This window comes from Caulobacter flavus (assembly GCF_003722335.1).
GTDB classification, from domain to species: domain Bacteria; phylum Pseudomonadota; class Alphaproteobacteria; order Caulobacterales; family Caulobacteraceae; genus Caulobacter; species Caulobacter flavus.
Window position 1 is genome coordinate 2078357 of sequence record NZ_CP026100.1, and the last position, 20765, is coordinate 2099121.

General features: G+C 69.4%; 16 protein-coding genes. 7 read left to right on the top strand and 9 right to left on the bottom strand.

Annotation, left to right across the window (positions count from 1 at the left end; translation table 11 throughout):
• Positions 1-75: 75 nt before the first annotated feature.
• Entirely contained in the window at positions 76-1311 is a 1236-nt protein-coding gene (locus C1707_RS09770; protein ID WP_101713886.1) for a dipeptidase, read from the top strand.
• A 260-nt stretch (positions 1312-1571) separates the two neighbouring features.
• Here the strand turns inward: C1707_RS09770 and msrQ are convergent, their stop codons facing one another.
• The 7 genes from msrQ to C1707_RS09805 all read right to left on the bottom strand — a co-directional run bounded on the left by msrQ (position 1572) and on the right by C1707_RS09805 (position 8583).
• Positions 1572-2333, bottom strand: coding sequence for a protein-methionine-sulfoxide reductase heme-binding subunit MsrQ (msrQ, locus tag C1707_RS09775; protein WP_101713894.1), 762 nt, complete (start codon positions 2331-2333; stop codon positions 1572-1574).
• A complete protein-coding gene (gene msrP / locus C1707_RS09780; RefSeq protein WP_101713895.1) occupies positions 2333-3271 on the bottom strand; it encodes a protein-methionine-sulfoxide reductase catalytic subunit MsrP in 939 nt (312 codons plus the stop codon). Before msrP ends, msrQ begins: the two co-directional genes overlap by 1 nt.
• 50 nt (positions 3272-3321) lie before the next feature.
• Positions 3322-3843: a periplasmic heavy metal sensor gene (locus C1707_RS09785; protein ID WP_101713896.1), complete on the bottom strand. Its 522-nt coding sequence runs from the start codon at positions 3841-3843 to the stop codon at positions 3322-3324.
• The gene (locus C1707_RS09790) at positions 3840-4283 is read right to left on the bottom strand and encodes a hypothetical protein (protein ID WP_101713897.1); all 444 of its coding nucleotides are present in this window, start codon (positions 4281-4283) and stop codon (positions 3840-3842) included. The genes C1707_RS09785 and C1707_RS09790 overlap by 4 nt, the downstream gene beginning before the upstream one ends.
• Before the next feature lie 37 nt (positions 4284-4320).
• Positions 4321-4881, bottom strand: a complete 561-nt coding sequence (locus C1707_RS09795) for an RNA polymerase sigma factor (protein ID WP_101713898.1) — start codon at positions 4879-4881, stop codon at positions 4321-4323.
• A 34-nt stretch (positions 4882-4915) separates the two neighbouring features.
• Complete coding sequence (locus tag C1707_RS09800; protein WP_101713899.1) at positions 4916-5323, bottom strand: EF-hand domain-containing protein; 408 nt, start codon at positions 5321-5323, stop codon at positions 4916-4918.
• Between the two features lie 383 nt (positions 5324-5706).
• Positions 5707-8583, bottom strand: coding sequence for a bifunctional [glutamine synthetase] adenylyltransferase/[glutamine synthetase]-adenylyl-L-tyrosine phosphorylase (locus C1707_RS09805; protein WP_240633898.1), 2877 nt, complete (start codon positions 8581-8583; stop codon positions 5707-5709).
• 98 nt (positions 8584-8681) lie between these two features.
• On the opposite strand from C1707_RS09805, the gene C1707_RS09810 reads away from it, so the two are divergent.
• The 3 genes from C1707_RS09810 to C1707_RS09820 all read left to right on the top strand — a co-directional run bounded on the left by C1707_RS09810 (position 8682) and on the right by C1707_RS09820 (position 10705).
• Positions 8682-9050: a BlaI/MecI/CopY family transcriptional regulator gene (locus C1707_RS09810; RefSeq protein WP_101713901.1), complete on the top strand. Its 369-nt coding sequence runs from the start codon at positions 8682-8684 to the stop codon at positions 9048-9050.
• Complete coding sequence (locus C1707_RS09815) at positions 9040-9948, top strand: M56 family metallopeptidase (protein ID WP_101713902.1); 909 nt, start codon at positions 9040-9042, stop codon at positions 9946-9948. The genes C1707_RS09810 and C1707_RS09815 overlap by 11 nt, the downstream gene beginning before the upstream one ends.
• Positions 9949-10147: 199 nt before the next feature.
• On the top strand, positions 10148-10705 hold the full coding sequence (locus C1707_RS09820; RefSeq protein WP_101713903.1) for a hypothetical protein: 558 nt from the start codon (positions 10148-10150) through the stop codon (positions 10703-10705).
• A gap of 188 nt (positions 10706-10893) precedes the next feature.
• Here C1707_RS09820 and C1707_RS09825 read toward each other — a convergent pair whose 3' ends face one another.
• The gene (locus C1707_RS09825) at positions 10894-13680 is read right to left on the bottom strand and encodes a TonB-dependent receptor (RefSeq protein WP_101713904.1); all 2787 of its coding nucleotides are present in this window, start codon (positions 13678-13680) and stop codon (positions 10894-10896) included.
• 340 nt (positions 13681-14020) lie between these two features.
• On the opposite strand from C1707_RS09825, the gene C1707_RS09830 reads away from it, so the two are divergent.
• The 3 genes from C1707_RS09830 to C1707_RS09840 all read left to right on the top strand — a co-directional run bounded on the left by C1707_RS09830 (position 14021) and on the right by C1707_RS09840 (position 18838).
• Positions 14021-15337, top strand: coding sequence for an MFS transporter (locus tag C1707_RS09830; RefSeq protein WP_101713905.1), 1317 nt, complete (start codon positions 14021-14023; stop codon positions 15335-15337).
• Entirely contained in the window at positions 15337-17181 is a 1845-nt protein-coding gene (locus C1707_RS09835; protein WP_101713906.1) for a DUF8034 domain-containing protein, read from the top strand. Before C1707_RS09830 ends, C1707_RS09835 begins: the two co-directional genes overlap by 1 nt.
• Positions 17182-17323: 142 nt before the next feature.
• Complete coding sequence (locus C1707_RS09840; RefSeq protein WP_101713907.1) at positions 17324-18838, top strand: right-handed parallel beta-helix repeat-containing protein; 1515 nt, start codon at positions 17324-17326, stop codon at positions 18836-18838.
• Positions 18839-19143: 305 nt separating this feature from the next.
• On the opposite strand, the gene C1707_RS09845 is transcribed toward C1707_RS09840, so the two are convergent.
• Positions 19144-20709, bottom strand: a complete 1566-nt coding sequence (locus tag C1707_RS09845) for a carboxylesterase/lipase family protein (protein ID WP_101713908.1) — start codon at positions 20707-20709, stop codon at positions 19144-19146.
• Between the last annotated feature and the right edge of the window lie 56 nt (positions 20710-20765).

Consider the following 20765-nt stretch of genomic DNA (forward strand, 5'->3'; position numbering starts at 1 on the left):
GAAGAAAATCTAACGCCCTTGACGGCGCCTGCGGCATTGCGGAGCTTGGCCGGATCAGCTGTTCCGGAGTGTTCCATGCGTCGCCTGCTGTCAGTCCTCCTCGGCTCGGCCGCTCTTATGGGCGTCGCCGCCCACGCCGCCGAGGCTCCGGTCTCGAAAGCTGCCGTCTCCAAGGCTGATCGGGCGCTGCACGAGCGCATCCTGACGCTGGACACCCATCTCGACACGCCCGAGCACTTCGCGCGGCCGGGCTGGAGCATGGTCGACCGCCACAGCGTGCCGCAGGACTTCAGCCAGGTCGACCTGCCGCGCATGAACGACGGCGGCCTCGATGGCGGGTTCTTCGTGATCTACACCGGCCAGGGCGACCTGACCGCCGAGGGCTATCGCAAGGCCCGCGACTTCGCCCTGACCCGCGCGACCGAGATCCGCGAGATGGTGGCCGCCCACAGCGACAGGTTCGAGCTGGCCTATACCCCCGAGGATGCGATCCGCATCAACAAGGCGGGCAAGAAGTTCGCCTTCCAGAGCATCGAGAACAGCTGGCCGCTGGGCGAGGACCTCACCCTGCTGCAGACCTTCCACGCCGCCGGGGTGCGGATGGCCGGCCCGGTCCACTTCCGCAACAACCAGTTCGCCGACAGCTCGACCGACCCCAAGGGCAAGATCTGGAACGGCTTCTCGCCGCTCGGTTTGCGCTGGCTGGCCGAGGCCAACCGCCTGGGGATCCTGATCGACGTCAGCCACGCTTCCGACGACGTCGTGGACCAGGCGGTGGCCCTGTCGAAGGTTCCGGTCATCGCCTCGCACTCGGGCGCCCGGGCGGTGTTCGACCATCCGCGCAATCTCGACGACGCGCATATCCGCAAGATCGCGCAGAGCGGCGGGGCGATCTGCATCAACTCGGTCTATCTGCGCGCCTCGACCAACAGCCCCGAGCGCAAGGCGGCGCTGGAGGCCCTGGGCAAGGGTCCTGGCGACGAGGCCAGCCAGGCGCAGGTCGTCGCCTACGCCAAGAAGCGCGCCGAGGTCGACGCGAAGTTCCCGCCCGTGCGCGCCAACTTCGACACCTTCATGGACAGCATGAACCACGTGCTGAAGATCGGCGGCGCCAAGGCCGTCTGCGTCGGCGCCGACTGGGACGGCGGCGGCGGCGTCGAGGGCCTGGAGGACGTGGCCGACCTGCCCAAGATCACCGCCCGCCTCAAGGCCGCTGGCTACAGCGACGCCGACATCGAGGCGATCTGGAGCGGCAACGTGCTGCGGCTGCTGGGCCAGGCGCAGGCCTGGGCGAAGACGGCGGCGAAGTAAGGCCGAAGATCCTCCCCCTCTGGGGGAGGTGGCCCGGAGGGCCGGAGGGGGGACGTTTTCAGCTTCCATAAAGCCGGCCGGTTTCCCCGCAACTCCCCCCACCGATCGCTGCGCGATCGCCTCCCCCACAGGGGGATCGTTGCATAATGGGGTAAAACAAGAACGACTTTCCCCTTTTGATTCCGAACTGTTCTCGAACGGATTCTGGTCTGTTCTTCGACGTTCCGAATTTCGCAACAGTCCCCCACAGGGGGAGGTTCCTAGCGTGCGGCGATCTTCCGCCACGCCCGCCACCCCAGCAGCACCGCCAGGATCGCGCCGTACACCAGCGGCGGCCGATGATCGGCCTTCACCAGCAGGTAGTAGTGGGCCACGCCCAGGGGCACGATCAGGTAGATCAGCCAGTGCAGCCGGCTCCAGGCCGCTCGCCCCATCCGCGCCACCCAGCCGTTGGTCGAGGTGATCGCCAGCGGAACCAGCATCACGAAGGCGGCCATGCCCAGGGTGATGAACGGCCGCTTGAGGATGTCCTTCCACAGCTGGCCGAAGTCGAAATAGAGGTCGACGCCGATGTAGCTGAGCAGATGCAGCGACACGTAGGCGAAGGCGAACAGGCCGACGGTCCGGCGAAAGCGCACGAGGCGCGGCTTCCTCAGGATCACCGCCGCCGGCGTGATCGCCAGGCCGACCAGCAGCAGCCGCAGACCCCAGACCCCCAGCTGGCGCACCAGGGTCTCGATCGGATTGACGCCCAGGTCGCCGGTGAAGGCGCGGGAGGCAAGCCACGCCAGCGGCGCGGCGCAGGCCAGCCAGACCGCGGCGTAGACGAGTGCGTCGCGGGTCTTGGAGGGGCGTTTCCTTCGAGCCCTTCCCTCTTGATGGGGGAAGGGTTGGGATGGGGGTGACGACGGCGGCGCCGCATTCTTCTCGGTTGACGACCTGCCGCTAGCCAGCGCCGTGTCACCCCCAACCCCGGCCCTTCCCCCATCGAGGGGGAAGGGGGCTTCTTCAGCGTTCGTCATCAGAAGTTCCGCTTCAGATCCATGCCGCGATACATGTCCGCCACCCACTCGCCATAGCCGTTGAAGGCCAGGGTGTCGCGCCGGCGGAACTCGCCGATGCGGCGTTCGGTGGCCTGCGACCAGCGGGGGTGGTCAACGGCTGGATTGACGTTGGAATAGAAGCCGTACTCGCGCGGCGCCGACAGGTTCCAGGCCGTCGGCGGCTGGCGCTCGACCAGGCTGATGCGGGTGATCGACTTGATGCTCTTGAAGCCGTACTTCCACGGCACGACCAGCCGCAGCGGCGCGCCGTTCTGGTTGGGGAGGGTCTCGCCGTAGAGGCCGACGGCGATCAGGGTCAGCGGATGGACGGCCTCGTCGATGCGCAGGCCCTCGCGATAGGGCCACTGCAGCACGTCCCAGCGCTGGCCGGTCATTTCCGAGGGGCGCAGCAGGGTCTCGAAGGCGACGAACCTGGCCTTCGAGGTCGGTTTGACCGCCGCGATCAGGTCCTTAAGCGGAAAGCCGACCCAGGGGATCACCATCGACCAGCCCTCGACGCAGCGCAGGCGATAGATCCGCTCCTCCAGCTTGTTGGCCTTGATCAGGTCGTCGATGTCGAAGGTCCTGGGGGCCTCGCAGGCGCCGTCGACGCGGACGGTCCAGGGGCGGGTCTTCAGCTTGCCGGCGTTCTCGGCCGGGTCGCCCTTGTCGACGCCGAATTCGTAGAAGTTGTTGTAGCTGGTGACGTCGTTCCTGGGCGTCGGCTTCTCGGTGGTCGAGAAGCCCTTGCTGAAGGCCAGGGGCGCGGCGCTGGCCGCGGCGCCGCCCAGGCCCGCCAGGCCCACGCCCGCGAGACCAAGGCCCGCCGCGCCCGTGATGAACTCGCGCCGGCGCAGATACAGCGCCTTGTCGGTGACGTCGTTGTCGGTCAGGTCGGGACGGTGGCGGATCAGCACGGCGTGTCTCCGGTTACAGCCTCGAAGATACGGAGCCGGATGCGTTTTGGTTACGGCGCCTCGCGGTTTTTTCTTCGCGGCCGTTCGCCGTCGCCGTTGTCGCGCGGCTTCTGGCGCGGGGCGTAGACCCGGCGCAGGCCCTCGGCCAGCACCTTGCGCTCCTCGGGCGGCAGGCTTTCGGCGAAGGCCGTCAGCCGGCCGTCGACCTTGGCGCGGACGCCGCCTTCCAGCGTGCGGGCGGCGGCCATGCGGCGGTCGGCCTGGGCGCGATCGAAGCGGCCGTCCAGCATGGCGTCGACCACGGCCCGCCGCTCGGCCCGGGCGGCTTGGGCGTCGGCGCGGTTCTCCAGGGCGGCTTCGCGCAGGGTGCGACGCAGGGCGCGGCGGTGCTCGGGCGGCAGGTCGCGGCCGGCGGTCCACAGCGGCGGTCGCTGGGCCAGGGCGGCGGCGACCGGCGCCTCGCGGCGGGCCTCGTGGCGCATCCAGGCCGCGCCGGCGATGCCGCCGACCAGGAACAGGTTCAGCGCGCCGGAGACTGCCAGGGCGACGATCAGGCGGCGGTCGGCGCTCATAGGTCGGTCGCCTCATCCTGGAGCTCGGGCGGGGCCTCGGTCGCCGCGTCGGGCTCTGTCGGGTCGTAGGCGGCGGCCAGGATGGCGTCGGCCCGGCGGTCCAGCCGCTCGCCCGCGCCCGAGGCGACGCCGACCGCGACCCCGGCGACGGCGGCGGCGGCCAGGCCCATGCCCGCCGCCAGTCCGGCCCACCAGGCGACCGCCGCGCGGCGCGGCCTGGGCGCGGCTTCCAGCAGCCGGCCGACCAGAGCCGCGTCGGCGGCCTGGGCCGGGGCCAGGTCGAGCAGCCGGTCGAGGTCGGCCTCGGCGGCCAGCAGCGCGCCCAGCCGGATCGGATCGGCGGCGAGGGCCGCGCGGGCGGCTTCGCGCAGCTCCTGCGGCCAGCGGCCGATGTCGCCGCCATGGGCGGCCGCCAGTTCGGCGAAGCGATCGGGTGTCATGGTCGCGCGCCCTCCTTCGAGCTCATCGCCCGGATGATCATCTGACCGCCTCCATCAGATCGGCCAGGGCCGCGCGCAGGGCGCGCCGTCCCCGGCCCAGCAGGCTTTCCAGCGTCTCGACCGACACGCCCAGCAGGGCGGCGGCCTCCTTGTTGCCCAGGCCCTGATGGTGGCACAGCACGATCGCCTCGCGCTGGCGCTCGGGCAGGGCGGCCAGCGCCCGCTCGATGCGGCCGCCGATCTGAACGCCCAGCAGCGCGCCCTCGCCGTCGGGCGCGATGTCGGCCACCTCCGGGGGCTGGGCCATGGTCGTCTCCCGCCGTCGCCGCAGCCGGTCGCGGCACAGGTTTAGCGCCACGCGGTGCAGCCAGGTGTCGAAGCGGGCCTGGCCAGGACGCCACGAGGGCGCCTGCCTCCAGGCCCGCAGGAAGGTCTCCTGGGCCACGTCCTGGGCCTCGTCCGGGTCGGCCAGGAGCCGCCGGGCCAAGGCCAGAACGCGCGGCAGGCGAGCGTCCAGCAGGCGTCGCACGGCGGCCTGCTCGCCCCGTCCCACGCCTTCCAGCAACGCCAGGTCGGGGTCTTCCCCCTCGCTCGCCAAGCCTCACCTCGTCACGCCAAGCCCATGTCGGCCGTCACATCATCGCCTTGGCCTTGCCGGCCGCGGCCTGTCGTTCGGCCGAGGTGAGCACGCCGTCGCCGTCGGCGTCCATCCGCTGGAAGCGCTTGGCGGCCATGCTCTCCAGTTCGGCGCGCGACAGGAAGCCGTCCTTGTCGGCGTCCACGCGGCCCCACAGGCGATCGCCGCGGCCGGCTTTGGCCCCTTGGGCCTTGGCGCCGTCGGCCTTCTTTTTCCGCATGGCCTCGAACTCGGTCTTCGACAGCTTGCCGTCCTTGTCGGCGTCCAGCTTGGCCAGCATCTGGGCCGCGCGCTGGCTCTGGAAGGCGGCGAGGGCTTCGCCGGCCGGCTTGGTCTGGGCCATGGCCGGCACGGCGCAGGCGGCGATCGAGGTCGCGGCGACCAGGGTGGTGAACGTCTTCATCGAATGCTCCGGGTGTAGGGAATGGCCCGTCCTTCAGGAGCTTCAACGGGGCAGGGCGGGGTTTCCGTCGCTGACCGCAAGATCCTCCCCCTGAAGGGGGAGGTGTCGGCGAAGCCGACGGAGGGGGAAGTGGGCTGACTGTCAGCGTTTCGAAAGCTGAAAACGGCCCCCCTCCGGCCCTTCGGGCCACCTCCCCCCAGAGGGGGACTGTTGCGAAATTCGGAACGTCGAAGAACAGACCAGAATCTGTTCGAGAACAGTTCGGAATCAAAAGGGGAAAGTCGTTCTCGTTTTACCCCATTATGCAACGATCCCCCAGAGGGGGAGGATCTAAAGCGCCAAGATGAGCTGTCGGCGAAGCCGACTGAGGGGGTCTTGCCCCCCTACCGCACCACGTCCTCGAACGCCTTCCGGGCTTCCGCCTTCGCCTTGACCAGCTTGGTCTTCAGCGAGCGGAACTGGGTGACGTGGCCGGCGCGGGCCAGCAGGGCGCGGAAGGCCTTGGGCTCGCTCTCGGGATCGTCGCCGTTCTCCAGCGCCACCTTGATCAGTTGCGACAGGTCCTGCTCCAGCCGCCAGGCCGACAGGGCCGCGGTCAGGGACGCCTTGTCGGCCAGGCCCGCCTCGATCAGGGCCGACAGGGCCTCGCCTGTGTTCTGGGCCAGCGGGCCGCCATCTGGTCCGTGGGCCAGTTGCAGGAACTGGGCGATGAACTCGATGTCCACGAGGCCGCCGGGCTCGAGCTTCAGGTCCCAGGGACCCTTGCCCGGCCGCTCGCGCTCCATCAGCTCGCGCATTTCCAGCACGTCGGCGGCGGTCTTGGCCACGTCGCGCGGGCGGCGCAGGGCGGCCTCGATCGTGCCTTCCGCCCGCGCCTTGAACGCCGGCGAGCTGGCCCAGATCACCCGGGCGCGGGTCAGGGCCAGCAACTCCCAGGTCTCGCACTCGCGCTCGTAATAGTCCTCGAAGGCGGTGAAGCTGACCGCCACCGGCCCCTTGCTGCCCGAGGGACGCAGCTTGAGGTCCACCTCGTAGAGCGTGCCCTCGGCGGTCGGCGCCGACAGGGCCGAGGCCAGTCGCTGGGTGAAGCGGGCGTAGAAGACGTCGGCGCTCCAGCCCTTGATCTCGGATGCGCCGGCCGGTTCGTCTGCGGCGTACAGCGTCATCAGGTCGAGGTCGGACTTGGCGGTCATCTCGCGCGAGCCGGCCTTGCCCAGGGCGACCACGGCCACCTGGCCGGGGAAGGCGCCGCCCAGCCGCTCGGCCTCGGCCAGGGCGGCGGGCGCCAGGCCGCCGACGATCAGGTCGCCCAGGTCGGCGAAGGCGCGGCCCACGTCGCGGGCGTCGGCCGTGCCGCTCATCACCCGCACGCCGATGCGGAAGGCCTGGTCGCGAAACAGCCGCCGGGCCGCGTCCATCGACGGCTCGAACTCGCTGGGATCCCAGGGAACCTCGGCCGGCATCTCCATCGGGCCGAAGAAGGCCGGGTCGAGCAGGGCGTCCAGCGCCGTCGGCCGGCGGGCCAGGGTGGCGGCCAGGCGCGGCGCGAAGGCCATCACCTGCACCACCAGCTCGAACAGGCGCGGCTGGGCCAGGAACAGCGACTGGATCTGCACGCCCGAGCTCAGCGAGGCGAAGAAGTCGGCGAAGCGGTTGAAGGCCGCGTCCGGCGCGCCCGTGGCGTTGGCGGCGTCCAGCAGGCGCGGGGCCAGGCGGGTGAAGAGCTCGCGGCCGCGCTCGGTGCGGGTGGCGGCGATGTGGCCGTGGTGCCAGCCGCGGATGGTGGCGGCCACCCGCTCCGGCGAGGAAAAGCCCATGCGCTTGAGCGTGGCCAGGGTTTCGGGATCGTCCTCGACGCCGGTGAAGACCAGGCTGCCGAAGCGCGACGACAGCTCCTCCTCGCCCTTGAAGAGGGCGCCGTAGCGCTGGTTGACGCCCTTCAGCATCTTGCCGACGGCGGCGTCGAAGCTGCGCAGATTGCCCTGGCCCCACAGGGCGGCGACCCTTTTGCGGTCGGAGTCGGACTCCGGCAGCTTGTGGGTCTGGTCGTCGGCGATCATCTGGGCACGGTGCTCCAGGGCGCGCAGGTCGTGATAGGCGGCGGTCAGGTACGCGCAGTCCTCCGGCGTCACGTGGCCGGCGTCGCGCAGGGCGGCCAGGGCGTCCAGGGTGCGCGGGCTGCGCAGGTCAGGGTGGCGGCCGCCCAGGATCAGCTGCTGGGTCTGGACGAAGAACTCGATCTCGCGGATGCCGCCGCGTCCCAGCTTCAGGTCCGCGCCCTTGGCCTCCAGCCGCTCGTCCACCTTGTAGGCGTGGATCTGGCGCTTGATGGAGTGGATGTCGGCGATGGCGGCGAAGTCGAGGTTGCGCCGCCAGATGAACGGCTGCAGCTCGGTCAGGAAGGCCTCGCCGCGCGCGATGTCGCCGGCGGCGATACGGGCCTTGATGTGGGCCGCCCGCTCCCAGTTCTGGCCGACGCTCTCGTAGTAGTCCAAGGCCGCGTCGATCGGCATGGCCGGCGGGGTCGAACTGGGATCGGGACGCAGGCGCAGGTCGATGCGGAAGACGTAGCCGTCGGCGGTGCGCTCGGCCAGCATCCGGCCCAGGTGCTGGGTCAGGCGCACGGCCACGCCCTGCGGCTCGGTCCCCTCGCTGACCGGCAAGGTCTCGGGCGCGTAGAAGATCGAGAAGTCGATGTCGCTGGAATAGTTCAGCTCGTAGGCGCCGTGCTTTCCCATGGCGATGCAGAACAGGCCGGGGATCGCCCCCTCGGGGCCGTCGCCCACATGGGTCAGCGCCCCGCGCGCCACCTCGACTCTCGCGGCCTGGGCCAGGGCGGCGTTGAGGCTGGCGTCGGCGAAGCGGGTGAGGGCGCCGGTCACCGCGTCCAGGTCCCAGACTGCGCCGAGGTCGCACAGCGCGGTCAGCAGGTGCAGGTCGGCCTTCAGTTCACGGAGGGCCTTGCGGGCGGTCTCGAAGTCGGGCTCGGCGGCGACGGCCTCGGCGGCCGCCAGGATATGGGCGAGGCGTTCCTGCGGATCGCTGTCCAGGATCGTGGGCAGGCGCACGCCGTCGCGGCGGGCCAGGCCGGCCAGATAGGGGCTGGCGGCGAACACCGGGGCCAGGGCCGGCCAGACCGCGTCGACGCCGGCCATCCGCTCGCCCGTCCGCTTGGCGATCATCTCGTGGGCGCGGTCGGCCGCCTTGTCGTCGACGACCGGGCCGCAGGGCGCGAGGCGGGGAGCGAGCAGATGAGTCATGGCGCGCACTCTTAACCGACTGCCCGCGTCCGCCAAGCATCGCTTGACGGCTTCATTTACGGGCGTAATCATCCAGGCCAGTAGAGCAGCGGACAGCCATGAGCATCACCCAAGCCGAAAGCCACGTCATGGAAGCGCTCTGGACCCAGAGCCCCCTGACCGTCGAGGAGATCCTGGAAGCCGTCGCCGGTCCGCAAGGCTGGGGCGAGGCCACGGTCAAGACGCTGATCAACCGCCTGCTCAAGCGCAAGGCCATCGAGTCGCGCCGCATCGACGGCCGCGTCCGCTACGTGCCGATCGTCAGTCGCGCCGAATATCTGCAGACCGAGAGCCAGGGCCTGCTGGACCGCCTGTTCGAAGGCCGTCTGACGCCGCTGGTCGCCCATTTCGCCAAGCACCGCTCGCTGTCGCCCGACGAGGTCAAGCAGCTGAAGCAGCTGATCGCGGAGCTGGACGATGCTGGTTGAGCTGCTGGCCGTCACCCTCCTGAGGGCCCAGCTGGCGGCCGCCGCAGGCGTGCTGGTCGTCCTGGCGCTGCGCGTTCCGGTCCGCCGGCTGGTCGGCGCCGAGGCGGCCTACAAGCTGTGGCGCCTGGCGCCGATCGCGGCCCTGGTCAGCGTGTTTCCGAGCCTGTCGGAAGCCCTGAAGGCGGGCAGCGCCGCCCAGCCGCCCGAGCGTCTGCTGGCCGTGGCCATGCTGGCGGTGTGGATCGTCGGGGTCGTCGGCCTGGCTGGCTTCATCGCCTTGGGCGAGCGGGCCTTCCGCCGCCGCGCCCGCGCCGGGCTGGAAGGACCGGCGGTCATGGGCGTGTTCTGCCCGCGCCTGGTCATTCCGCGCGACTTCGCCCAACGCTTCACCGCCGACGAGCGCGAACTGGTTCTGGCCCACGAGCGCGCCCACATGCGGCGCGGCGATCCGCGCGGCAACCTGATCATTACCGTCCTGCAGGTGCTGGGCTGGCTGAACCCCTTCGTCCATCTGGGCGCGGCGATCGCCCGCCTGGACCAGGAAATCGCCTGCGACGGCGACGTCGTCGCCCTGCATCCCAAGGCCCGCAAGCGCTATGCCGAAACCCTGATGAAGGCCCACGCCTGCACGGCGGCCTCGCCCCTGGCCTGCGCCTTCGGCCGCCATCCGCTGGTCGCCCGCGTGCGGGTGCTGGCTGGGCCCGGCCCAGTCGCCGCCGAGGGGCTGACAGTCACCATCGCCGCCCTGACGGTCATGACCGTGCTGGCGGTCTGGACCCTGGCGCCGCGCGGCCTGGACGTGCCGGCCTTCCGCGTGCCCGGCGGCACCGCCCGCCTGTTCGTCGATGGCGTCACCCCGCCGCCACTGCACCGCAACGTCGACACAACGGCGCGGTAGGGGGCTTTCTGCTCTCCCAAGATCCGTCATCCCGGAAAGCACGCAGGGCTTGTCCGGGACCCAGGGGACGGGGCTCGGTTGTTGAGTTATCCGCCCGATGGTGGTCGGCGCGGTGCGGCCGGGATGACGACTGAAGGGACGGTTGAACTTATAGAATTACACATGTAATCTTTCCTCTCGATCAGAGAGGTAGATCACCGTGTCGTTCGTCCTGCCCGTTCCCGACGCCCATGTGGGCCGCAAGCGCGGCGCGGCCTTGGCCTGGCGCATCCTCGGCCTCGTCATGGTCGCTTCGATGCTGGCGGCCCTGGGCTACGGGATCTTCGACTTCATCCGGTTCGAGCGGGCCATGGGCGCGCTGCCGCCCGCCCAGGGGAAGGCGCTGGAGCCGGCCCGCCGCCAGGCGGTCCAGCGATGGGCTGTGGTGCGGCCCGCCCTCGTCGCCCGCCTGAAGCAGTCGCGAGAACTGGAGCTGGGCGGGGTATGGATGACGCGGACGGGGCGGGTCTGCGGCGTCGTCAACGGCAAGACCAGCTTCGGCGGTTTCACCGGCATGACCCGGTTCTATACCGACGGCGACTCGCCAGTGTTCCCCTATGACGACAAGGGACGCTTCCGCGAGACCTGGCATCAATGTGATCGCGACCGCTGGGCGGTGATCCGCCAGGGCTCGGACGAGACGGGCTTCTGCGCCACCAGGTTCGGCCAGACCCGCTGCCGGGTAGTGCGCCGCCAGGCGACGACGATGCCGAGGTGAGGGGCGGGAACCTCGCCCTTCGACAAGCTCAGGGTGAGGTTCCTCTAGCCTCGGCGTCTGCTGTGGTCCTCATCCTGAGCCTGTCGAAGGGCGAGGACCACGCGCCCGTTCCCCAAAAGAAAACCCGCGCCGCCCTGGAAGGAGAGCGACGCGGGCTGCCTAGGCGCCGGGGGGAGGTAGGATCGCGCCTAGAAGTTGTAGCGCAGGCCCACCAGGAACTGGCGGCCGCTGTGGGTGTAGACGTTCAGTCGGTTGCTATCGCCCACGTACTGGTCGTTGAACTCGTCGGTCAGGTTCACGCCCTCGATCGACAGTTTCAGATTGTCGCGGATGTTCCAGCTGGCCTGCATGTCGACGTTCAGGGTCTCGTTGGTGCCCTGGACGGTGTTGCCGTCGCTGCCGGGCACCTGGGTCAGGTAGCCGTCGCGATAGGCCAGCGAGCCGCGCACGCTCCACTTGGGGGTCTCGTAGTAGAGCGTCAGGTTGGCGGCGTTCTTCGACAGGCCCACCAGCGTGGCGTTCACCGTCGGGGCGCCGGGCGTCGTCGAGGTCAGGTACTCGATCTTGGAGTCGACGTAGGTGTAGTTGGCCACCACGCCGAAGTTGCTCCAGAAGCCCGGCAGGAAGGTGAAGGGCTGCTGGATGTTGATCTCGAAGCCTTTCAGGTCGCCGCCGTCGCTGTTCACCGGCTGGGTGACCTGGAACACCTGGTCGGTGGTGGCGCCCGTGCCGGTCAGCAGCGAGTCCGGCAGGCCCAGGGTGTTGTAGACGGCCTCGCGGCGCAGGGTGGCCACGAAGGTGTCGATGCGCTTGTAGAAGACGCCCAGCGCGATCATCGCGCCCTTTTCGCGGTACCATTCCAGCGAGAAGTCCAGGTTGTCGGACTTCGTCGGGGTCAGGTACGGGTTGCCCGAGCTGTAGGTGCGGTTGGCGCCCTGCACGGCCACGTCGCCGCCGGGCGACAGCGAGCCGATGCCCGGACGGGCGATGGTCTGGGCGGCGCTGACGCGGGCCACGACGGTGTCGGACAGGTCGGCCGCCAGGTTGAACGAGGGCAGGGTCAGGTCGTAGTCGCGGGCCACGTCGACCCGCTGGATGGCGCCGGCCACGGCGGCGTAGCCGGCCGATTCCTGCTCGGTGTGCACCCGGCGCACGCCTGCGTCGCCCCGGAACGGCAGGCCAAACGCGTCGAACTTGAACTCGGCCTGGACGTAGGCGCCGTAGTCCTGCTCCTCGACCGCGCCGTACTGGCCCCGGGCGCTGGAGTTGTTGGTGTCGGTCAGGGCGTAGATGCCGCTGTTGCTGTAGATGCCCAGCAGGGCGGCGTACTTGTCGATGTCGGGGATCAGCCAGGAGGTGAAGTTGCCCTCCGGCAGGTCCATGTTGCGGCCAAAGCCGGTGAACACCTTCGACACCGAGGCCAGCTGGGCCGGGGTCAGGGTCTGAACCACCGTCTCGCTGGTGCGGTACTGGCCGTAGCTGTCGTATTCGAACTTGCGCCAGTCCAGGCCGGCCTTGAGGCGCAGGTTTTCGTTCAGGTCCCACTCGCCGTAGACCTTGGCGGTCGAGAACTGGTTCTCGACGAACTGCGGGCGGATGCGCACCTCGGAGGTGCCGTTGGTCGAGGCCCAGTTGGCCGGATCGGTCGGGTCGAAGCCCAGCAGGATCTGCGGCGCGCGGCCCTTGCGGAAGTCGTACTGGTAGTTCTGGCTATTGGCCCGGTCGAAGGTGACGATGGTCGAGATCGGCTGGGTGAAGGTCGAGTCCGAATAGCCCGCCAGCATGCCCACCCGCAGGCTGCCGCTGAAGTCGTGCGTGCCCGACAGGGTGAACTGTTTGAACTCTGTGTTCAGTTCGTCGTAGGCGGCCTGGGTGCGCAGGTCGACATTGTCCATCCGGGCGTAGACCAGGTTGCCGTTCTCGACGACGCCGTCGCGGATGATGGTCTGCGGCTTGCCGGTGTTGGCGCGCGACAGGCCGATGGCCTGCAGCTGGGCTTCCTTGCGGGTGCCGGCCAGGTAGGCGTAGAGCGCGTCGAGCGTCACCTGGGTGTCGGAATTGGGCTTGTACTGCAGCGAGCCGGCGATCCCCAGGCGCTTGGACTCGATGTCGTAGCTGACATAGCCGGGGATGCGCGGGGCGAAGATGTTGGCGCTGTTGATCTGGGCGACGGTATAGCCCGGCACGGTCGAGGCGCTGTTGAAGCCGCCGTTGCTGGCGCCGGTGGCCCAGCGGGTGATGTTGGCGCCTTCTTCCTTCAGGTGGCGCTCTTCGTAGGCCACCGACAGCAGGGCGCCGACCTTGCCGTCGAAGAAGACGTTGCTGGCCAGCACCGAGACGCGCGGCGTGGTCTTCTCCGACAGGTCGTTGTAGCTGGCGCCGGCCGAAAGCACGAGCTGAGGCTTGCCGCTGTCGAAAGCCTTGGCGGTGGTCAGGTCGACCGTGGCGCCCAGCGAGCCTTCCTCGACGTCGGCCGAGGCGGTCTTGCGCACGGCGATGCTGTTGAAGAGATCTGAGGCGAAGACGTTGAAGTCGAAGCCGCGGCCGCGGTTGGTGCCGCCGCTGTTGGCGGTGCCGCCGGTGGTGGAGATCGCCTCCATGCCGTTAATGCGGACGCGGGTGTATTCCGAGCCCAGGCCCCGCACCGTGATCTGGCGGCCTTCGCCGTTGATGCGCGAGATCGAAACGCCGGGGATGCGCTGCAGCGACTCCGCCAGGTTCAGGTCGGGGAACTGGGCGATGTCCTCGGCCTTGATGGCGTCTACCACGCCGCTTTCGTTGCGCTTGAGGTTGATGGCGCTCTGCAGGCTGGCGCGGAAGCCGGTGACGACGATGGCCTCGACCTCGTCCGAAGCGGGTTCGGCCGCCGGCGGCGGGGCCTCCTGGGCGATCGCGGCGCCGGCGGCCAGGATGGTGAAGGCCGAAGCGCTGGCGCCGAGCACGGCGCGAAGGCGCGGGTTCCTGTTGGACGTCATGTGTCCCTCCCGATGCCCGTCTTCGCGGGCCGCTTTTGGAAGCCGGCCAAGCCTGCTTCTTCGTTGCCTGAACCATAGGGACGGGTTCGAACGGAGGGCCAATCCCAATCGGGTATGGACCTATGCGCGATGTGCACCGATCCACAGGTTTCCGCTACGGCGCCTGCCGCTTCGCGCGCGGGCGATCCTTTGACGGGCTTGGGTTTCGATGCGTACCGAGGTTCGATCCATGTCGCCCGTGGATCGGTCCATAGGCGAATTGACTTAGACCTCGCGCCCGACGCCCTCTAGCGTCCTCTCAAAGCGCCGACGACAGAGCGGCGACCATGGGAGAGCGTCAATGACCGACACCACCAGGCGTACGCGCGTGCGCTGGCTGATCATCGCGACGCTCTTCATCATCACGACGATCAACTACGCCGACCGCGCCACCTTCTCGATCGCCGGCCAGTCGGCGTCGAAGGAGCTGGGCCTGGATCCGGTGGCCATGGGCTACATCATGTCGGCCTTTGCCTGGGCCTACGTGCTGGGCCAGATCCCCGGCGGCGCGCTGCTCGACCGTTTCGGCTCCAAGAAGATCTACACCGCCGCCCTGGTGCTGTGGTCAAGCTTCACCCTGCTGCAGGGTTTTTCCGGCGTCTTCACCGGCCTGGCCGCCGCCGTGGCGCTGTTCTGCATGCGCTTCCTGGTGGGGCTGGCCGAGGCGCCGTCGTTCCCGGCCAATGCCCGGATCGTGGCCGCCTGGTTCCCGAGCTCGGAGCGCGGCACGGCCTCGGCGATCTTCAACTCGGCCCAGTACTTCTCGCTGGTCGCCTTCGCGCCGCTGATGGGCTGGCTGGCCCACGACTTCGGCTGGCGTTCGGTGTTCTTCGTCATGGGCGCGGTCGGCATCGTCGCGGCCTTCTTCTTCGTCAAGCTGATCCACAGCCCGGTCGAGCACCCGACGATCAACAAGGCCGAGTTCGACTACATCGAGGCCGGCGGCGGCCTGGTGCGGATGGAGGACAAGACCGCCGGCGCCGGCGCGGCCTTCACCTGGGCCAACGTCAAGCAGGTGCTGACCAGCCGCATGCTGATGGGCGTCTATATCGGCCAGTACTGCATCAACGTGCTGACCTACTTCTTCGTCACCTGGTTCCCGATCTACCTGGTGAAGGCCCGGGGGCTCTCGATCCTGCAGGCCGGGTTCACCGCTGCCCTGCCGGCCCTGTGCGGCTTCGCCGGCGGCCTGCTGGGCGGGATGATCTCCGACCACCTGCTCAAGAAGACCGGCAATCTCGACATCGCCCGCAAGACGCCGCTGCTGCTGGGCATGATCCTGGCCACCTGCATCGTCATCTGCAACTACGTCGAACAGGAGTGGCTGGTCATCGTGATCATGGCCGCGGCCTTCTTCGGCAAGGGCGTGGCGTCGCTGGGCTGGGCGGTGGTGTCGGACACTTCGCCCAAGGAGATGGCCGGCGTCACCGGCGGGGTCTTCAACACCTTCGGCAACACCGCCGGCATCGTGACCCCGATCGTCATCGGCTACATCGTCCAGGCCACCGGCTCGTTCGACGGCGCCTTGATCTTCGTGGGCGCCCACTGCCTGATCGCCGTGCTGGCCTATTTCCTGATCGTCGGGAAGATCCAGCGCCTGCAGCTGAAGGCGGCCTGATGCTCTCCCGACGCCACGTCCTGGCCGGCGCCTCGGCCCTGGTCCTCGCGGGGATCGGCGGCAACGCGAGCGCCGCGCCCGCCGCCTTCACGGTCACGACGCCGATGGCCGCGCCCGAATGGGCCCTGCTGCAGCGCGAGCTGCTGAGAGCCAACGAGCAGGCCTGCGAGGCCTTCTTCGCCCGCTATTTCGACGAGCGCGGCTACCTGCTGGCCTTCGAGCGCTGGGGCGCCAACGACGGCCCCGACGACGCCATCGAGAACGTCAACGACTGGCCGACCCTGCATGCGCTGGGCGCCGGCGACCGGGTGCTGGAGCTGGCCCAGAAGGCCTTCGAGGGCAATATCCGCCAGTACACGGCGGCCCGGACCAAGGACGTGCCGTTCGCCCGCGACGGCATGTACTACAAGGAATTCCCGGTCATGAGCGACTGGCAGCACCTCTCCGAGGGGCTGTCGGTGTTCAACCTGCTGGGTCTGTCGGCGCCCAACGATCCGCGCTTCCGCGAGCGGGCCAAGCGGTTCTCGGGCTTCTATACCGGCGAGGATCCCTCCACGCCGAACTACGATCCCAAGCTCAACATCATCCGCAGCATGATCACCGGCAGCCGGGGTCCGATGCTGCGCAAGGCCACGCCTCTGGATTGGGCCGGCGATCCCTTCGACGTGACCCACTTCTACATGGAGCACGGCGAGCGCTCCTACGAGGAGACGCTTGCCCACTACGACGAGTACGGCGACGTGGTCGGCGACAGCCCGCTGAACCTGCAGGCCACCAGCCTGGTGATGAACGCCTACATGCTCGACCACGAGGCCAGGTACCGCGACTGGATCCTGAAATATGTCGACGGCTGGATCGAGCGCGCCCGGGCCAACGGCGACGTGATCCCCAGCAAGGTCGGGCTGGACGGCCAGGTCCCCAAGGGGCGGTGGTGGAGCGGAACCTATGGCTGGGGCTTCTCGCCGGTCGTGCCGCAGAGCGGCCATCGCGAGGACCGCAACCGCGTGCCGCGCGCCGTCGTCGGCTTCATGAACGCCTACCTGCTGACCGGCGACGACAAGTATCTGGACGTGTGGCGCCGCCAGAACGACGTCATCAACGGCCAGAAGAAGGTGCTGGACGGCAAGGTCTCGACCCCGCGCATGTACGGCCCCAAGGGTTGGTACGGCTACGCCCCCGGCGAGTACCAGCTGAACGGGCTGGAGATCTGGTACCTGTCGATGAAGGCGTCCGACCGCGCCCGGGCCGCCAGCCACCCCTGGCTCGACTGGTTGGATGGCAAGGATCCCTCCTTTCCAGCCAAGGCCCTGCGCGGCGACCTGGAGCGGGTGCAGGCCCGCGCGAAGGCCCAGCGCGACGACGCATCGACTCCCGACACCCGCCTGGCCGACGCGGCGCTGGACATCAATCCCGCCAGCGTCACGGCCCTGATCCAGCTGATGGAGGGCGGCATCCACATCGCCCGGCCGCCGTGGTCGAAGTCCTCGCCCGCGCAGGGCGGCGCGTTGCACTACGCGCGGCTGCGCTACTTCGATCCGGAGCGCCGCCGGGCCGGCGTCCCGCCGGACGTGGCGGCCCTGGTCGAGACGCTGACCGACGACGAGACGGTGGTCAGCCTGGTCAATCTTAGCCCGACGGCGGCGCGCATGGTGACGGTGCAGGGCGGCGCCTATGGCGAGCACCAGATTCTTGGCGCCGCGATCGGCGAGGGGGCGGTGCAGGCGGTCGACGCCTCGGCCTTCACGGTGCGGCTGGCGCCGGGCTCTGGCGCGCGCCTGACCCTGAAGATGAAGCGCCACGCCAACCAACCGACCTTGAGTTTTCCCTGGGACAGGGCGGGATAACTGCATCAATTCCCGTCATCCCGGCCGCAAGCGGAGAGCCGGGACCCAGGGGGCGAGCGGCAGCGCGGCGGCTCCTGGGTCCCGGATAAGCCCTTCGGGCTTTCCGGGATGACGAGTTGTGAGACGTTGAATGGAGCGATCGATGGTTCGTGTTGCCGCCGCTGCGATCGTCGCGGCTCTGCTGGCCTCGCCGGCCCTGGCCCAAGACCCCAAGCCGATCGCCGCCGTCGCCGCCGGTGGTCCCGCCCAGTCGGGAGCGCGGACCGAGCCGTTGCTGGTCGACCGCGCGGTCGACGACGGCGTGAAGGGGTCGCTGCGCTGGGCGATCGAGACCAGCAACGCCGAGCCCGGCCGCTATCGCATCGAGATCGCCGCTCCGGCCGTCGTGCTCAAGTCCGCCCTGCCGCCGATCAAGGGGCCGGTGGTGATCGAGGGCCAGGCCTTCGCGCGGACGGGCGGCCACAACGTGATCGACGGCTCGGGCTATCTGGTCCGGGATCTGAAATCCTGCCCGGGCATGGTCCAGGGCCAGTACGGCACCAATGTCCGCACGGCCAGCAATCCGGGCTTCGCCCTGGTCGACACCAAGGGCGTGACCCTGCGCGGGCTGGAGATCCGGGGCTTCTGCATCGGCGTGCTGGTGCTGCGCACGTCGAACGCGGTGATCGCCGACAACCGCATCGTCAGGAACATCGGCGGCGCGGGCGTGATGCTCAGCGGCGACGACGGCAAGGGCGGCTCGACCTCGCACACCACGCTCGACAACAAGGTGCTGCGCAACGCCTTCATCGAGAACGGCGACGGCCTGGAGCTGACGCGCGGCGCGGCCTTCAACCTGATCGCCGACAACAGCTTCGACGGCGGGACCGGCAACCTGGAGCCCTCGCAGGGCATCGAGATCCTGTGGGGCAACGACAACACGGTCGTGCGCAACCGCTTTTCCAACTATTCCGACGGGCTGCAGCTGAACTGGGGCGCGCGCAACTACGTCGGCGCCAACGTCTTCACCGGCAACGCCTTCGGGATCAGCGTCAGCGGCGAGGGCAACATGATCGCCGGCAACGAGATCCGCGGCAACGGCATCGGTATCGCCGTGCGGCCCGAGGCCAGGGCGACGGCCAACCGCATCAGCCAGAACGTCATCGCCGGCAACGGCAAGCCGATCAGGCTGTGCTCGGCCGGCGGCTCCTGCGACGAGCAGATGGTCCGGGGCGGGATCGTCGTCGGACCGCCGGGCCTGGAGCACGCCAGCTTCGTCGGCTCGCGCGGCATGGGCGTGGTGTTCGACAAGGCCGGCGCGGCCCAGGTCTGCACGGCGGACAACACGCCCGACAAGTGCCACGCGACGCCGCAGTTCGGGCTGCAGCCGCCGAGGCTGGCGACGGCGCATGTCTCCAAGGACGAGATCGCGGTCAGCGGCCTGCTGGACGGTCCGCCCAACGCCGCCCTGGTGGTCGAGGTGTTCGGCAATCCGCCGCTGGGCGGGGAGGGCGAGCGGTATCTGGGCTCTCTGCGCGCCGTGACCGACGCCGGCGGCCGCGCCGAGTTTTCCGGCAAGGTCGCCGCGGCCAGGATCGGCGATGCGATCACGGCTACGGTGACGACGCCGACCGGGGCGACTTCGGCGTTCTCGTCTGCCGTCGCCGTGGGACGGTAGGCCCGGCGCTGCCCCCTCAGTCGCTCCGCGACAGCTCCCCCATAGTTAAATCCTCCCCCTCTGGGGGATCGTTGCATAATGGGGTAAAACAAGAACGACTTTCCCCTTTTGATTCCGAACTGTTCTCGAACGGATTCTGGTCTGTTCTTCGACGTTCCGAATTTCGCAACAGTCCCCCTCTGGGGGAGGTGGCCCGAAGGGCCGGAGGGGGGCGTTTTCAGCTTTCGAGGCGGTTGAAAGTCGTCAGCTACTTCCCCCTCCGTCGGCTTCGCCGACACCTCCCCCTTCAGGGGGAGGGTCTTGGCTTACGTCCCTTCCTTCATGAACGGCGCGACGGCGAAGATCTCGCGCTCTTCCTTGCGGGGATCGTTCACCATCGCCGAGGTCTCGTCGACCACCAGCGTCGGCCGCCGGGGCAGGGTGTAGCGCTCCCAGGCGGGGATCGCCGCGCAGTTGGGATCGCCGGTCCGGGCAAAGGATGCGAAGGCGGCGCTCAGCTGGTCGCGCACCTTGATCGCCGCCGGGCCCGTACCGGTCATCGAGCCCTTGGCGGCCAGCGTGCCGAACACCAGCGCGATGTCGTAGCCGTGGTAGGCGCCCATCCTGGGGTCGGTCTGGGCGCCGAAGTCCAGCTGATACATCCAGGCCGGGGCGCCGATGCGGGCCCGCTGCTCGGCCTGGATCAGGTGCCCAGGCCACGAGCGCCCGGCCGTGGTGATGGCGAAGAACAGGTCCGAGGGGCTGGCCTGGGGATAGAGCGCCCGATAGCGGCCGACCAGGTATTGCGGCGACATGTCGAGCACGAGCTCGTTCTCCAGCCGGCCCGGCAACTCGTCCCAGGTCAGGGCGAAGTTCTTCGGGTCGCCGCCGAGGAAGGCCTTGGTCTCGTCGTGGGTGTTGCCGATGATCATCGGGATGTGGCCGCTCTCGCGCGGGGCGTCCGGATAGAACGGGTGGCGCGGCAGCACGCCGTGGTCGACGACGGACCAGAAGACGACGCCGCCCTTGCGCTCCAGCGGATCGCGCATCTTCAGCGCCTCGACCAGCTGGGCGGCGGGCAGGGTCTTCAGCTTGTCGGCCTCATCGGGCTTCAGGCCCAGCTTCTCCATGAAGGCGCGGGCGCGGATGGTGGCGTGGATCGGCCCCATGGCGGTGACGTGCTGGCCGCTCATGGTCGCCACCTTGTGGTAGAGCCCCGCCGCGCGCGGCATGGCCATCAGGGTCACGCACTTGGCCCCGCCGCCCGACTGGCCGAAGGTCGTGACGTTGCCCGGATCGCCGCCGAAGGCGCCGATATTGTCACGCACCCATTGCAGGGCGAGGATCAGGTCGAGATTGCCGACATTGCCGCTGTCGGCCAGTTCGGGTCCGCCCAGGCGCGCCAGGTAGGCGTAGCCGAAGGCGTTGAGGCGGTGGTTCACGGTGACCACCACCACGTCGTAGGTCCTGGCCAGCCAAGTCCCGTCATAGAGCGGGCTGGAGCCCGAGCCGTTGGCGTGGGCGCCGCCATGCACGTAGACCATCACCGGCCGCTTCTTCCCGTCGGCCAGGCCCGGGGTCCAGACGTTGAGGAACAGGCAGTCCTCGCTGGCGGCCTCGTCGGTCTTCAGCTGCGGCGAGGCCGGGCCGTAGGCGAGGGCGTCGGCGACGCCCTTCCAGGGCTGGGCCGCCTGCGCCGGCTGGAAGCGCCGCGAGGCGGTGTCGGCCCCGTAGCGCACGCCCTTGAACACCTTGATCCCGTCCACCTCGGCGCCGCGCACCTTGCCCGCCGTGGTGGTCGCCACGGGCGCGGCGCGTCCGGCCGCATTGACCTGCAAGGGCATGGCGAGCGCGGCGGCTGCGCCCAGCACGGCGCGGCGATCGAGGGTCATGGTGGTCTCCCGTCTTCTTGTCGTTGGGCCGCGCGCGGCCGACGGGAGGCGAGGGC

What these genes read in the sequence shown, in the direction of transcription:
- C1707_RS09790 (WP_101713897.1), bottom strand. Translation starts at nt 4,283, where the DNA reads ATGACACCCGATCGCTTCGCCGAACTGGCGGCCGCCCATGGCGGCGAC.
- C1707_RS09770 (WP_101713886.1), top strand. Translation starts at nt 76, where the DNA reads ATGCGTCGCCTGCTGTCAGTCCTCCTCGGCTCGGCCGCTCTTATGGGC.
- C1707_RS09840 (WP_101713907.1), top strand. Translation starts at nt 17,324, where the DNA reads ATGGTTCGTGTTGCCGCCGCTGCGATCGTCGCGGCTCTGCTGGCCTCG.
- C1707_RS09830 (WP_101713905.1), top strand. Translation starts at nt 14,021, where the DNA reads ATGACCGACACCACCAGGCGTACGCGCGTGCGCTGGCTGATCATCGCG.
- C1707_RS09815 (WP_101713902.1), top strand. Translation starts at nt 9,040, where the DNA reads ATGCTGGTTGAGCTGCTGGCCGTCACCCTCCTGAGGGCCCAGCTGGCG.
- C1707_RS09825 (WP_101713904.1), bottom strand. Translation starts at nt 13,680, where the DNA reads ATGACGTCCAACAGGAACCCGCGCCTTCGCGCCGTGCTCGGCGCCAGC.
- C1707_RS09800 (WP_101713899.1), bottom strand. Translation starts at nt 5,323, where the DNA reads ATGAAGACGTTCACCACCCTGGTCGCCGCGACCTCGATCGCCGCCTGC.
- msrQ (WP_101713894.1), bottom strand. Translation starts at nt 2,333, where the DNA reads ATGACGAACGCTGAAGAAGCCCCCTTCCCCCTCGATGGGGGAAGGGCC.
- C1707_RS09835 (WP_101713906.1), top strand. Translation starts at nt 15,337, where the DNA reads ATGCTCTCCCGACGCCACGTCCTGGCCGGCGCCTCGGCCCTGGTCCTC.
- C1707_RS09810 (WP_101713901.1), top strand. Translation starts at nt 8,682, where the DNA reads ATGAGCATCACCCAAGCCGAAAGCCACGTCATGGAAGCGCTCTGGACC.
- C1707_RS09805 (WP_240633898.1), bottom strand. Translation starts at nt 8,583, where the DNA reads ATGACTCATCTGCTCGCTCCCCGCCTCGCGCCCTGCGGCCCGGTCGTC.
- C1707_RS09845 (WP_101713908.1), bottom strand. Translation starts at nt 20,709, where the DNA reads ATGACCCTCGATCGCCGCGCCGTGCTGGGCGCAGCCGCCGCGCTCGCC.
- C1707_RS09785 (WP_101713896.1), bottom strand. Translation starts at nt 3,843, where the DNA reads ATGAGCGCCGACCGCCGCCTGATCGTCGCCCTGGCAGTCTCCGGCGCG.